The organism is Couchioplanes azureus, from assembly GCF_014648355.1.
In the GTDB taxonomy this organism is placed as follows: domain Bacteria; phylum Actinomycetota; class Actinomycetes; order Mycobacteriales; family Micromonosporaceae; genus Actinoplanes; species Actinoplanes azureus.
Window position 1 is genome coordinate 191,966 of the sequence record NZ_BMQY01000012.1, and the last position, 13,250, is coordinate 205,215.

A 13,250-nucleotide genomic window follows, 5' to 3' on the forward strand; every position below is an offset into this window, starting at 1 on the left:
GGCCGAACGAACATGACCAAACCGGAGAGTGATCTGCCGACTGCGTTACGTCAGTTCAGCGCGCGTCTCAAGGAGCTGCATCGAGCGGCGGGCGGGCCGTCAGTGATTTCCCTGCACGCGGATCGCAACTTCCCGCTGCGCCGGGCCCACATCTTCGCGACCCTTGCCGGCAGAATTTCCCGACCGCCGACCTGGAAATTCGTCGAGGCATTCGTTCAGCGGTGCGCCCGGTATGCGCAGACGCATAATGTCGATCTTGAAATGTCCACCGATCCGGCCGACTGGGAACCGGCGTACCGAAGGCTCACCCAGGTTTGGGAGATGCACCAGCGGGAGCAGCACTCGGCGGATTCCTTCGCCGATCGGTACGGCAATGCGCGCGGTAAGGTACTGACCGTCCAGGACGTCACCTATCACGTCGTGCGAGACGGCCGGCGGATCGGCGTCGTGACCGGGGACATTCGCCAGGTGCGGTGCGCCAACGTGTGGGTCAATCCGGAGAGCACGGAGATGGAGATGGCCCGCGTCCACGAGTTCTCGATCTCGGCGATCATCCGGTACGAAGGCGCGACGCACGACGCGCGCGGCCGTGTCGCCGAGGACCTCATTGCCGATGAACTGACCGCGAAGGTGGCCGGTCACCGCCCGGTCGAGCCGGGTGCCGTCATCCTGACCGGCGCGGGCCGGCTACGGGAGCTCAACGACGTCCACCACGTCGTACACGTCGCGTCGGTCCACGGTGAGCCCGGTTCCGGGTTCCACCCGATGCGGGACGTCGGCCGATGCGTGACCAACGTGCTCCAAGCGGTCGAGCACCTGCAGATGCCGGTCACCATCCTGTTTCCGCTGCTCGGGACCGGCAACGCTGGTGGCGACATCGGCCGGATCGCGACGTCGCTCGTCCACGAGGCCCGCAACTACCTGAGAGCAACGCCAGCCACCCGGATCGAGACCGTCTACTTTCTGGCCTACACCGACAAAGAGGTGAACGCCTGCCGACGGGCGCTCAAGGCAGCTGGTCTGCGCCCCGAGCCCGGCTAGTACTGCGACGGCACTCAGCATAGTGCGTAGCCTCGCCGTCGATGGTGGCTGAGGCGTGCTTGGTATTGGCGCTCGCGTTCACGATCTCCCGCAGCTCATGCACCGGCCGGCTGGCCCGCAGGCCCACTCTGGCATCGCCCCACCGCGTCAGGACCGGCTCGACCAACGCCCACCGGTATCGACCACATATGCACGCCGCCTCCTGGATCGGCAGCTGCCGGGCCGAGTGAATGAAACGGGTCTCGGCGGCGTCGGCATGGCGTGAATCAGGGCGAGGCGTGCAGCGTCGTCGTACTGCAGAAGATAGACACGGACCGGCTGCGGCGGCCTGTCGTCCGCCTGGACCCCGACGCGAATCCCCGTGCAGCGCGCAGCGCCGTGCGTACCTCGAAACCAACGGATCGGGGCAGTCGGCGTAGTCGGACCGCGCGCCGGCCAGGAAGCCATCGAGATGGGCACCGCCAGGTTGCCGCCGCCGGTGTGCAGATCGGCGGAGAAGTGGTCGCCGATGCCGCGCAGCGCCCCACCTCCCGTCGGAAACGAGAGCACCTGACCGGGGCTGTTCACCGAGTCGGCCATGGGACCTGCCAGCTGCCGTCCGACCCGTCGGTCGGACGGCCGATACCGGCGATGTCTCTCCCGGCGAATGATCGGTGGTGAGCAGCCAGAGTCGCGTCGACGGGAGACCTCCAGTGACACTCTGGGAGAGGGCGCTAGCGACGTATCCGCAATGGCGGGAACATCTCGTAGCCCTGGACGATCTCACGACCCGTATGCGCGACCTGGGCCCGGCCGTCGTCGACATCGCTGCGGACATGGGGCCGCCGATCGCAAGCCGGGTGGCTGATCCGGACACGGCTCCCGGCGGCGTCTACGGCTACGGCCTATGGTCTGCACGCGGAGAACAGGCGCGTCCGGCTCTCTTCGTGCAGCCTGGTCTCGCTCCTGCCGGCGCTGCACCCGCGTCGATCACCTCCGCCGGCAGGATGATCGAGCGAATGCAAGCCGCGGTTCCTGCGGAGACCGTCGCGGTCGCTCTTCCACCGCCACAGCTCCAGCGGGCTTCGACTCGTGGGTCGTCGGTTGCGCCGGGCATGAGCGTCACGATCGGTTCGCGGCGGGCGACCTTGGGACTGCGAGTCCTCGCCCCAGATGCCGCCGGCCCTCGACGGGCGATCCTCACCGCCGGCCATGCGGCCCCGGTTCCGGGCGTCATCGTCCGGGACGAGGCAGGAGACCTCGTCGGCACCGTCCTCTCCGCCACGAGTCTGGGCAACGCCGGACAGGGCGTCTCGATCGCGGACGTCGCTGTGGTGGCGATCGATGACCGGCGTACCGAGGCGGACGACGAGGTCGGCGATCATGTCGATGCCGCACAGCCGCACGACGTGGTACGCATCGCGCGATCGGATTCCACGGCGCCCATCCTGGGGCTCTGCCCGGCATTCGCGCTCAAGCAGGGCCTGGGAAGCTGGGGCCATGTGGCGATCACGGCCGCGGCCATCTCCCGCGACGGCGACTCGGGAGCACCCGTGCACCGGGCCGACGGGGCCGTGATCGGCCAGATCGTCGCGGGTTACGGGTCGGCCTACAGCCTTGTCCAGGACGCTGAATACGTCATGCGTGAAGCAGGCGTCTTCCTTCGATAGGAGTGACATGACGACCGTGGTCACCTGGGCTTCGCTTCTGGGAGCCGCCATCCTGTTCCTGGTCGGCGCAGTCGACCTCGCCATTTCGTGGCGGACGACCAAGACCGCCAAAGACGCCGTCGCGAAGGCGGCGGCGATCGCCGAGAGCACCAACGAGAACGTGGCAACCCTTCGGGAGCAGTCAGCTGTCGACGTCAAGGGATCGTGGGAGGCACTCGCCGCGTTGGCCACGGCGATCAAGGATCTCGATCGGAGTTCGCGTCTTTTCGTCCTTTCGCTGGCGTTCCTCGCCGTGGCCGCGGCAGCGGCGGGAATAGGGGAAGTCGCAGAAGCCGTCGCCTGACTTGCGCCCCCCGTGAAGTCGGCTGTGGCCGACTGTCAGGCGATGACCAGGACCGAAGCCCGGACCTTCCTCCAGCGCTGGCTGCAGCACGGCGGGAGGCGTGCGTTGGTCGTCAATGGGCCCAAATCCGCACGTCATCGACTTGCATCCAGGAGTCGTATCCCGGCGACCAGTACCCGATGAAGGCGGTCAGTTCGCCGTTCTGGCCGCTGTTGAAGTCGAGGACGAGCGGCTGATAGCGCGGCGGTGCATACTCGCCGAAGCGGGCCGATCCTGCGGGAGTGCCCCCGGTTATCGGTCGGACGCCGAATACACCGCTGGTGAAGTTGCCGGAGGTGCGTACCCAGGCCGTCATACGGTACATCCGGTTGGGCATGACGCGGATGCGCTGCGTTATGGCGTTCCAGCCGGGGCGACCGGTGTGAACGAAGGAGTTGTCACGTCCGGTGTGGGCGAACCTCCGGTTGAGGTCGACGCCTTTGAAGCCGCGGCCTTCGCCGCTCCAGGGCGCCGACAGCGAGGAGGTGCTCTGTCCTTCGAACCCTGCATCCGAGACCTCGGAGGAGTTCGTCCAGACGCGGATGGTGACGCGGAAGGATCCGCTGTTGTCGTGGTGAACGTCGTCGTTGACGCCGACGCCGAGTTCGTCGGGGCCGTTTCCTTGTGCCCTTGCGCTGGTGTAGTCGAGGCAGCCGCTGTTGGTGCCGGCGTGGAATGGGGAGCCTGAGCGCAACCACGTACCGTACAGGGCGAACTTGTCGACCCTGGGCGCCGGCCACGACGCGTCGGGGGCGGGATCGTCGAAGCTGCCGGTGGGGCCGCGCCATTGGCCGAACCAGCTGCCGTTGTGCACCGAGCCCGACGCGGTGATGCGGATGACGCTGCCGGGCTCCAGGTTTCCCATGGCGGTGACGAGTCGGCTCGTCCCGCTGATGTCCGCCGTCCAGCTGTGCGAGTCCGGCCAGTTGCGCTCGCACTTCTGCATCGCCTCTCCGGGCCCGGCTGACGCGGGGGTGGCCGTGGCGGCCTGGAGTACGAACATGACCACAAGCGCGAGCAGAGCGCCCAGCCATCGGCCGCTTCGGCGGTGGGTGAGGGACATGGTTCTCACGGATCCTTTCTCGAACAGTCGTGGGCGCGCGCTTGATCGCGCGTCCCGGTGACCGGTCGCGGCAACTCGGTCCGTGGACAGACGCGCCGCAGGGTGGTGGTTCGACGGTCAGGCGAGGAAGTGCAGGAAGAGGCCGAAGAGGATGAGGGCGGTCGCGGCGGCGCAGGGGCCGTCCAGACCTGGGCGCTGTAGAGACTCCGGCACAGAACAGGTCGCTATAGGACTCCGGTCTCAGCTGAAGTTCGATGTGATTGTCATCTGGACCGATGCCGGTGGCAGGTTCAAGTCCTTGATGCTTGCGGTCACCGTGTATGTGACGGTGTGGTCGTCGCTGGGGCAGTAGCACCCGGAAAACTCGTAGGGAATGTCCTGACCATTCTTGATTTCGGCGTCGCGGCCCTCGCGATGTGCCGCGATTTCCCACGTGAGTCGGTCAGCCAGCGCTTCGTCGTCGACCTCGGCAGGCAGTTCGATGCCCAGCCGTACAGTCACGGACCCGCCGGCCGTTGGATCCTCAACGAGGTGTTCGCCCGCGATGCCGTCCCTGATCGTGATCGCCTGGATTGCGGCGAGAGGGTCGGCCGGCGGTGGAGTGGTCTTCCTGGAACGAACTGGCGGGGCGGTACCGGTCGGTTCCGGCGTGGCGGTGCCATTGGTATGCGAGGCTCTCGGGTGAGAACTCGGTGCGGTGCTGGCCGCGGATCTCGGGGATGGCGAGCTTGGTCTCGAGGTGGCCTCCGCACTGGGCGTTCTCCCCGCTGAGGAGCTGATTGCGGGCTCCCATCGATCGAGGACCTGTGCCGTCGACTTGTCCTCTGGCGCGATCGACACAGTTGCGCCAACGACGGCTGCGGCGGCTACTACGGCGGCAGCGGCCAACAGACCCCAGCGCCTCCGTGTTGTTTTGAGCATCGTGGACGTGAGATGCGTGACGCGGGAACGGTGCACCGGTGCCACTGTCGCGCCTGGCCGCAGGACCGGGACCGAAGACGCGGTTTCGGAGGGTGCGGCCGAATCAGCATGCGCCTGCGCACCCCTGAGGTGCCAACGCAGTCGTTCCACGTCGGGGAGCAGCAGGAACACAAGCAGCTTCCTACGGTACGTCGAGTGCTGCGAGTGATCGCCTAGCTGGTCGCGCAGTCGCTGTCGTGCCTTGGAGAGGTGGACACCCACAGAAATCGTGGAGATGTGAAGCTCCTGGGCGATCTCGTCACGCTTCAGACCCTCGAGATGCAACGCCATGACGTCGCGTTGCCGTCTGGACAGCGACTCCAGAATTTGAAGTACCCATGGACCGTCCTCGACGTCGGTCAGCCGCCCGTCGAGCACACTGCTACCTGCAGCCGCTGCCTGCTCACGGAGAGGCCGGATCTGGTCGCGCTGCTTCTTCTTCACGAAGGCACGCGTCGCCGCGCGGTACACGTACCCCGCCGGGTTCTCCACGATGCTGTCCCAACGGGACAACACAGCGACGATCGCCTCGGAGACGGCATCCTCCGCTTCCTCGTGAGATGCTCCGAAGCCTTTCGCCTTGCCGACAAGTTCGCCATAGTGGAGCCGGTAGAACTCTTCTGGCGTGACAAGCTGTGACTCCCGCGGTGAGCTGGCCGGGCTCCGCTTGTCCAACTGCCAACCGTCATCGTTGTCTTCCATCCATCGAGCTCCGATCGCACCCAGGCGGCGCTGCCGCGAACCTTCTGTCATGAAGGGGTGGTTGAGGTCGCTGGTGTTAAGCCGATTTCCACGATTTTTTCCAGCGGCCCCTACCGGGGTCTACGCGCGGGGAATCCCCAGCGATGTCCGTTGAGGTGAGCGGCAGCACGATACCCGTCGGTCCCGCGTCATGGACCCGTCGCTCGGCGCTGTGCAGGCGATCAGGCACGAAACCAGCCGAGACGGGGAAGCTACCGGTGGCGGCACCACGCTTCTTCACTCGATTGGGTGAATGCCGCCGTCGCGCAGCTCGTGGAAGGCCGCCGGGCGCATGGCGCGTCGGGTGGGGCCAGGAAAGACCTCGTCGTTGCCGGAGGGCGTCCGCGCGATCCTTTCCCGCAGGCGTCGGATCGAGGACCGCGACGTGCATGGCTCCTGTAGAGGGGTGAAGAATTTCGCGCGGATAGACGAACACCATCGGCTAGCTTGCCGGACCGCCCGGATTCCGCGCAGAACGGGCTGGGGTTGTTCCCGGCTCACCACGACACGACGCCCGTGGCGCTGACGTTGCCGATCTCGGCGGAAGACTCGCCCCGCTTCGCGACGGTGGAATGGGTGGTCTCCGCCGCCTGCACCGCGCGGGCCGCCACGGCGGCCGCGTCGGTGGCGGGCGCCCCACGTCGGGAAGATTCCGCGGAACGCCTCATCTCCCGTTCGGGCGCCGCACGAGTTGCTCGTCACGCGCCTACGCGCGGCCGGTCGGCAGGCCGGGAATCCCGTCGCCATCGACCGCCGAACAGAAACATCACCGGTACGAAGAGCACATTGCAAGCCAGCGCGACCCCGAGCCATCGTCCCCAGCCCGTGCCACCGGCCGCGACGATCGGGGCGACGACGAGCACCGTCACGATCATGAACCGGACCGACAGACCGAACACGCCCCACGCCGTGGCTTGCAGATCCGGTCGCAGGTCCTCCACGTCTTCCGAGAACAGAGCCATCCACGGCGCGTACACGGCGGCCGTCGCGATGCCGAGCAGCGCGTTGACCCCGATCAGCTGGGCGACGCTGGCCCGGCCGCTCTCCAGCACGGCGGAGAAGAGCACCATGCCGACGATCCCGCCGAGCGCTCCGGCGAGGATGACGGGCTTACGGACCCGCAGGCGGTCGGACAGCCACCCGGCGGCGACGAGCGCCGGCAGGTTGCACGCCCAGCTTGCGGCCATGACGGCTGCGGCGCGGCCCTCCGTCAGGTCCAGCGCCTGAACCAGCAGCGTCGGCCCGAAGATACTCAGGGTCCAGTACCAGACCAGCCACAGCGTGATGCCCCCAAGATGGGCCCAGACGACCCGGTGTGTCATCAGTCCCCGGCCGGGGCCCGGGCCGGCGACACCGTCCCCGCTCGCCATGTCGGTCTCGGACACGATGACGCGCGCTCGCAACTGCGGCGACAGATCCGCCATGAGAAACATGATCACGACGGACGTGGTCAGGGCGACGACGCCGATGATCACGACCTGCGACTGCCAGGTCCCGAACAAGGGCAAGGTGACCGCCGCGACACCGGCGGCCAGGAAGCTACCGCCGACCGGTCCGCACGTCCAGAAGCCGAATGCGGTGGCTCGTCCCAGCCGCGGCGAGAAGTCCCGGACCAGGCCGGCGGTGGTCGTGATCGCCGCGCCCTCGACGAACAGCAACAGGCATCGGAGCACCAAGAACTGCGAAGGCGTCCGGGCGAGAGCCATCGCGATGTTGCCCACGGCGGCCATCAGCAGCGCGGGTACGAGCACCACGACGCGGCCGTGCCGGTCCGCGATACCGCCGCCGAGGGCGGCCGAGATCCCGCCCGCGGCCACGGCCACCGCGCCGATCAGGCCATATGCCTTCAGCGACATCCCCAGGTCGTCGAGCAGCAGCGGCACGACGGGCGAGATCTGGCCCTCGAAGTTGACGACGAGGCTCGCCAGGACCGCCATCAGCAGATAACGCCTCCGCCGCGAACCCGTCGGATACTGCGCCAGCTCACGTACGTAGAACAGTCGCACCAGGGCACCTCCCCCACGTCGCAGGACGGGCCACGGCGCCGGCGGGTCATGCCGGCTTGTGGACTGGCTCGCGCGGCACGGGCGGGCGGGAGAACCGCATGACACCGTCGTCGAGCCGGCCGTGCCGCAACCACAGGACATCGTGCGCGTAGCTCATGCCGAGCTGCCAAGGCCGCCTCGAGCCGGCTTTGGGGAAGTCGTCGATGGAGCGGAGCACGTAGCCGGCCTGGAAGTCGAGCAGCGGCCGTTCGGTCACGCTCGGGTCGTTGTCGACGGGCACGCACTGGGCGTAGCCGCGGGTGTCCAGATATCCCAGCATCCGGACGACGTACTCGCTGACGAGGTCAGCCTTGAGCGTCCAGGACGCGTTCGTGTATCCCACGGTGAAGGCGAAGTTGGGTACGCCGCTGAGCATCATGCCCTTGTAGGCCATGGTCTCCGGGAGCTCGACCTCGTCGCCGTCGACAGCGAGGCGGATGCCGCCGAGCGCCAGCAGCTGCAGTCCGGTGGCGGTCACCACGATGTCCGCCTGGAGCTCGGCGCCGGATTCCAGTCGGATCCCGGTCTCGGTGAACTCTGCGATCCGGCCGGTCTCCACGGATGCGCGTGCCCGGCTGATCGCCGTGTACAGGTCTCCGTCGGGGACGAAGCACAGCCGTTGGTCCCAGGGTTGGTACCGCGGCCGGAAGTGGGTGTCGACGTCGTAGCCGGGCGGAAGTCGGCGGATGGCCGCCTTGCGGATCAACGCCTTCACGACGTGCGGGTGGCGCCGGCTGAGCTGGTAGATGAGCGTACCGACGGCGACGTTCTTCCACCGTACGAGCGGATACGCACGACGTGCCCCGAGCAGGCGACGCAGCCTGTTCGCGATCGCGTCCTCGGCGGGCAGCGACAGGATGTAGGTGGGCGAGCGCTGGAGCATCGTGACGTGGTCGGCCCGTTCGGCCAGGGCGGGTACGAGAGTGACGGCCGTGGCGCCGCTGCCGATGACGACGACCTTCTTGCCGCTGTGGTCGAGGTTCTCCGGCCAGTGTTGTGGGTGGACCACGGCGCCACCGAAACGGTCGATGCCGCAAAATTTCGGCACGTGTCCGGCGTCGTAGCGGTAATAGCCCGTGCAGACGTACAGAAATCTGGTGGTCAGCCGGACCGTGTCGCCGCCCTGCACGGCTTCCACCGTCCAAAGGGCATCGGGTGTGGACCAGTCGGCGCGCACGACCCTGTGCCCGAAACGGATGTGCTTGTCGATGCCGGCTTCCGTGGCCGTCTCGCGGATGTAGCGGAGAATGGCAGGCCCGTCGGCGATGGCCTTGGCCTGGGTCCAAGGCCGGAACCGGTAGCCGAGGGTGTGCATGTCCGAGTCGGACCGTACGCCTGGGTACCGAAACAGATCCCAGGTGCCCCCCATCGCGGTCCGGGCCTCGAGAATCACGTACGTCCGGCGGGGAAAGGCGGACTGCAGGTGGTGTGCTGCCCCGATCCCGGACAGGCCGGCACCGATGATCAGCACGTCGAAGTGCCCGGTCGTCGTCACACGCCCTCCTTGCGCCGGACGCGGACCGCGGCGTCGTGCTGCGGCGGCCGTGTCGCGCCGACCCGGTAACGGACGACCGCGCGGCCACCCTTGGCCGGGGCGTTGGCGACGCCGCGCAGGTGCCAGCGCTCAGCGGGATCACTGGTCGGCAGCAATGTGACGTCGCGCAGCATGGTACGCAGGACGACGTTCATCTCCATGTGCGCGAAGGCGGCTCCGAGGCAGCGCCGGGCGCCGCCGCCGAACGGGATCCAGTGGTGCAGGTCGGGACGAACATCGAGGAACCGGCGGGGATCGAACGTCCGCGCGTCCGGGAAGACCGCTGGGTTCTCGTGGAGGAGCGTGATGCTGACCAGCACCGCGTACCCCTTCGGCACGGTCCACCGGCCGATCCGGAGATGGTCGGCCTGCACCTGCCGGCCGACGAGGTCGATCACCGGACGGGTGCGTTGCACCTCGAAGATCGTCGCCTGGCGCAGCGCGTCACCGCCCGCGTCCGCCTCGTCCACGAGGGCCCGGAGAACGTCCGGGTGGCGACGGAGCCGCTCGACTGCCCAGGCGAGCGTCGTCGCGGTGGTCTCGTGTCCCGCAGCGAGCAGGGTGAGCAGCTCGTCGGCGACCTCCCCGCGGCTCATCGTCGTGCCGTCGTCGTAGCGGCTGCTCAGCATGAGCACCAGGACGTCGTCGCGCTCGCCGGGAACGCCGTCCCGCTGCGCCTTGGAGATCAACCGTGCCACGATCGCGTCGTACTCCCGGCGCATCGCCCGGAACCGCGGCCACGGGCAACACTTCCAGTGGAAGGTCATCCCCCAGCCGAGGACCGAGATCGGCCGATAGACGAGCGCACCGCCGCCCCCGACGATCGAACCGGCGAGACGACGCCGCACCAACGCGTGCGAGGCCCGTGCCGGCACAGCCGCCAGGTACGTGCCGTGCACACCGCCCACGGCCCGGCAACGACCGACATCATCGTGTGCGTCAAGCCTGGTCCGAAAGAGATCAAGGCAACCGGTGTCGTTGATCGCGCCCCGCTCGCCGGTAACCGCCCAGCCGGCGCGGGTCTTCGTCAACGTGGCCGGCCGAGGTGTGGTCGGCCCAAGCGGAGTCAGGGCCAAGGAAATCCTGGCGGTGCGGCACGTGGATGGCCGCGCATGCGGCAGCGGAATCGCGGGTTGAAGCGACAACCGCAGGGGGCCGGCGACCCGGCCCCCTGCGTCATCCCCCGTTGGATCAGAAGGTGGGGTGGCCGTTGCACGAGGTGACGCCGAGCCGCTCCACCGAGCTGATCTTGTCCCCGAAGTCCCACCGGGAGTCGTGGAGGTTGCTGATCCTCTGTCCCGGCTTGAGACAGTAACGGCGGCCTTCGAAGTTGTCGTGCTGGTACAGCACCCAGGCGACGGAGCTGTGGTTGTAGGCCGAGCTGGCCTCGTCTTCGGGGTTGATGGCCCGGTTGGTGCTCCGGTAGTCCCAGGTACTCCCGCTCAGGCTCTGGTGCTCGCCGAGCGTCAGCGGAAAGTCCGCCGCCGCGGCCTGAGCCGGCGGAGCCGCGCTGGCGCCGGTCGCCCCCAGGCCGATCAGGGCCACGGTCCCTGCCAGGAGGAGCGTCGTCTTGGCCAGGATCCTTCGCATAGTTGCATTCCCCTTCGTTGATGTCGCCGCCGGATCCGCCGAGTCGGCAGATCCGACTCAAGGATTGGTTGGCCGCGTATATCGGCCGTATAGCGGTCGACATACGTTCGGGCGTCGTCAGCCGCAGGACGCAGCAGTCAGAACGGGCCGCGGCAGCGTAGTCGGTCGCTTTGCCGTTCCAGGGCACCAGCACCATCCGCGGGCGTGGGGGCTGGAGACGCGGTAGCGGGCCTGACGCGAAGCGACCGGCTGCAGGTCTCATGAGACACCGATGTCGCCCATCGCTCCAATCCCTTGGCAAGCTGGCGATCTATTAGAAGATCATGGTGAGATGACCCATCTCCACCGGCAGCAGGACGGCAAGCGCGACGGCATCGACTCGCTGTCGACGCCTCCGCTGTTCGCAGCGCTCAGCGGATCTCGTCGCGTGCTGGTGGCCGGTGCCGGAGGCGGCTTCGATGTCTACGCCGGCCTGCCGTTGGCCATGGCGTTGGTCGACCTCGGCGCCGAGGTGCACCTGGCCAACCTGGCATTCACCCAGCTCGACCTGCTGGACCTGGACGTCTGGATCGCCGAGAACGTCGCCGCCGTAGGCCCGGACACCGCCGGATGCGACGACTACTTCCCCGAACGGGCGCTGTCGCGCTGGCTGGCCGGCAACGATCTCCCGAGCACCGTGTACGCCTTCCCCAGGGTCGGCGTGCAGCCGTTACGCGACGCGTACCGCTGGTTGGCCGATCATCTGGGCGTGGACGCGATCGTCCTCGTCGACGGAGGCACCGACATCCTGATGCGCGGCGACGAATCCCACCTGGGCACCCCGGTCGAGGACATGACCAGCCTGGCTGCCGTCGCCGGCCTGGACATCGCCACCAAGCTGGTCACCTGCCTCGGCTTCGGCATCGACGCCTACCACGGCGTCAACCACACGCAGGTACTCGAGAACCTCGCCGCGCTGGACCGCGACGGCGGCTATCTGGGCGCCTTGTCGATCCCGGGCGCCAGCCGCGAGGCGACGATGTACCGCGACGCGGTCGCTGCCGCGCAGACTGCCACGCCGCTGCGACCGAGCATCGTGCAGGGCCAGATCGCGGCAGCCACCCGCGGCGCGTGCGGCGATGTGCAGTTCACGCAACGTACGCGGGGCAGCACGTTGTTCGTCAATCCGCTGATGGCCATCTACTTCACTGTCGACCTCGACGCCTTGGCCGCCCGGTCGCTCTACCTGGATCGGTTGGAGCACACCCTCGACATGCAACAGGTCGCCCTGCACATCGAAGAGTTCCGCTATGACCTCACGGCCACTCGCCCACCACACGCCTTCCCGCACTGATGACCCGCGGCTGCCCAAGATGGCCCGCGCGGTCAGTGCCAGGGCTCGGTAGTGAGTACGTCGACGACCATGATCGGTTCGTCGCCCAGGGCGGAAGTGGCCGACAGCGCGAGCGCCAGATCCAGCGCACCCCGGTAGTCGTTCGCGTGCCGCACCTGCGTCGATCGCTGACATCGCACGGCCAGCTGCAGCGGCCTGGCCGGATCCGACGGCGAGGCCGGGCAGCGCGGCCACTCGGCGATCACACGACCCCGGTGCACGACGGCGAGCTTCTCCAACAGCGACAGCGTGGTGTACCCCATGGGGACCGCCTTGTACGCTCCTCGCTCGTCGGACGTGGGACTGGCGCCCTCCGACGCGGGCCAGGCCCGGGTGAGGCGGCGGGAGGCCAACATCATCCGTTGGGTACGCCGGTCCGTGACGTCGAAGGGATCCAGGCCATCGCGGGGCCAGTCCGCGCACAGGTCGCTGGTGCGAGGCAGCACCGGCAACGGCTCGACCGCCCACGCTTCGGTAACCGGATCGGCATGCACCAGATGATCATATTGGCTCCCCAACGCCGGCCGGCGGATACTGGGTGCCGGGTGGGAAGGACCGCCGTGCGCAGACGATCCGTGACCGGTAGGCCAGGAACACGCCGATCCGGCAGTTCTCGATCGTGCTGGCGGTGCCCAAGTATTGCCGGGCCACACCCGCCGAACGGCCCGGCTATCCGGCGAGTCCGATCTTTGGTTGAGCGCCTGCCGGATCGCCGGCAGGGCGAGGGTACGCGGCGCCAGGAGACAGCACGACCTGCTCGTCCGTTGTAATGAGCGCCTGCACCCCGACTCTCAGTGCCGTGGCGATCTGCCCGAGCGTGGACGCTCCTATGACCGGTCAAGAGGTTGACGGTGTGGTTTCGAGGCGTCGGTA

12 protein-coding genes are annotated in these 13,250 nt (G+C 68.0%); 4 read left to right on the plus strand and 8 right to left on the minus strand.

The annotated features are described in order from the left end of the window. The first annotated feature begins 12 nt into the window (after nt 1-12). The 3 genes from IEY99_RS30715 to IEY99_RS30725 all read left to right on the plus strand — a co-directional run bounded on the left by IEY99_RS30715 (nt 13) and on the right by IEY99_RS30725 (nt 3,033). A complete protein-coding gene (locus IEY99_RS30715) occupies nt 13-1,041 on the plus strand; it encodes a macro domain-containing protein (protein WP_189207598.1) in 1,029 nt (342 codons plus the stop codon). A gap of 692 nt (nt 1,042-1,733) precedes the next feature. Further along, entirely contained in the window at nt 1,734-2,690 is a 957-nt protein-coding gene (locus tag IEY99_RS30720) for a hypothetical protein (protein ID WP_189207599.1), read from the plus strand. A gap of 7 nt (nt 2,691-2,697) precedes the next feature. Further along, nucleotides 2,698-3,033 carry a hypothetical protein gene (locus tag IEY99_RS30725; RefSeq protein ID WP_189207600.1) on the plus strand — a complete coding sequence of 112 codons (336 nt, stop codon included), beginning with the start codon at nt 2,698-2,700 and terminating at the stop codon, nt 3,031-3,033. Between the two features lie 112 nt (nt 3,034-3,145). Here the strand turns inward: IEY99_RS30725 and IEY99_RS30730 are convergent, their stop codons facing one another. From IEY99_RS30730 to IEY99_RS30760, 7 genes are all read right to left on the minus strand, one after another. Then, entirely contained in the window at nt 3,146-4,135 is a 990-nt protein-coding gene (locus tag IEY99_RS30730) for a hypothetical protein (protein ID WP_189207601.1), read from the minus strand. Between the two features lie 240 nt (nt 4,136-4,375). Beyond that, complete coding sequence (locus IEY99_RS30735) at nt 4,376-5,797, minus strand: sigma-70 family RNA polymerase sigma factor (protein WP_189207602.1); 1,422 nt, start codon at nt 5,795-5,797, stop codon at nt 4,376-4,378. Nucleotides 5,798-6,333: 536 nt separating this feature from the next. Beyond that, entirely contained in the window at nt 6,334-6,504 is a 171-nt protein-coding gene (locus IEY99_RS30740; RefSeq protein ID WP_189207622.1) for a hypothetical protein, read from the minus strand. Between the two features lie 30 nt (nt 6,505-6,534). Continuing rightward, the gene (locus tag IEY99_RS30745; RefSeq protein ID WP_189207603.1) at nt 6,535-7,842 is read right to left on the minus strand and encodes an MFS transporter; all 1,308 of its coding nucleotides are present in this window, start codon (nt 7,840-7,842) and stop codon (nt 6,535-6,537) included. 46 nt (nt 7,843-7,888) lie between these two features. After that, nucleotides 7,889-9,376, minus strand: coding sequence for a flavin-containing monooxygenase (locus IEY99_RS30750; protein ID WP_189207604.1), 1,488 nt, complete (start codon nt 9,374-9,376; stop codon nt 7,889-7,891). Further along, nucleotides 9,373-10,263: a cytochrome P450 gene (locus IEY99_RS30755; RefSeq protein WP_229799392.1), complete on the minus strand. Its 891-nt coding sequence runs from the start codon at nt 10,261-10,263 to the stop codon at nt 9,373-9,375. Before IEY99_RS30755 ends, IEY99_RS30750 begins: the two co-directional genes overlap by 4 nt. A 343-nt stretch (nt 10,264-10,606) precedes the next feature. Next, nucleotides 10,607-11,005 (minus strand): beta/gamma crystallin-related protein, encoded by a 399-nt coding sequence (locus IEY99_RS30760; protein ID WP_189207605.1) that lies wholly within the window; start codon nt 11,003-11,005, stop codon nt 10,607-10,609. Nucleotides 11,006-11,276: 271 nt separating this feature from the next. On the opposite strand from IEY99_RS30760, the gene IEY99_RS30765 reads away from it, so the two are divergent. Next, nucleotides 11,277-12,338, plus strand: a complete 1,062-nt coding sequence (locus IEY99_RS30765; protein ID WP_229799393.1) for a DUF1152 domain-containing protein — start codon at nt 11,277-11,279, stop codon at nt 12,336-12,338. A 32-nt stretch (nt 12,339-12,370) separates the two neighbouring features. Here the strand turns inward: IEY99_RS30765 and IEY99_RS30770 are convergent, their stop codons facing one another. Beyond that, nucleotides 12,371-12,871, minus strand: a complete 501-nt coding sequence (locus IEY99_RS30770; protein ID WP_189207606.1) for a hypothetical protein — start codon at nt 12,869-12,871, stop codon at nt 12,371-12,373. Nucleotides 12,872-13,250: the final 379 nt, after the last annotated feature.

Bases quoted from the DNA above. Each gene is read 5' to 3' on its own strand.
- IEY99_RS30735 (WP_189207602.1), bottom strand. From the start codon at position 5,797: ATGGAAGACAACGATGACGGTTGGCAGTTGGACAAGCGGAGCCCGGCC.
- IEY99_RS30715 (WP_189207598.1), top strand. From the start codon at position 13: ATGACCAAACCGGAGAGTGATCTGCCGACTGCGTTACGTCAGTTCAGC.
- IEY99_RS30725 (WP_189207600.1), top strand. From the start codon at position 2,698: ATGACGACCGTGGTCACCTGGGCTTCGCTTCTGGGAGCCGCCATCCTG.
- IEY99_RS30740 (WP_189207622.1), bottom strand. From the start codon at position 6,504: ATGAGGCGTTCCGCGGAATCTTCCCGACGTGGGGCGCCCGCCACCGAC.
- IEY99_RS30765 (WP_229799393.1), top strand. From the start codon at position 11,277: ATGTCGCCCATCGCTCCAATCCCTTGGCAAGCTGGCGATCTATTAGAA.
- IEY99_RS30730 (WP_189207601.1), bottom strand. From the start codon at position 4,135: ATGTCCCTCACCCACCGCCGAAGCGGCCGATGGCTGGGCGCTCTGCTC.
- IEY99_RS30760 (WP_189207605.1), bottom strand. From the start codon at position 11,005: ATGCGAAGGATCCTGGCCAAGACGACGCTCCTCCTGGCAGGGACCGTG.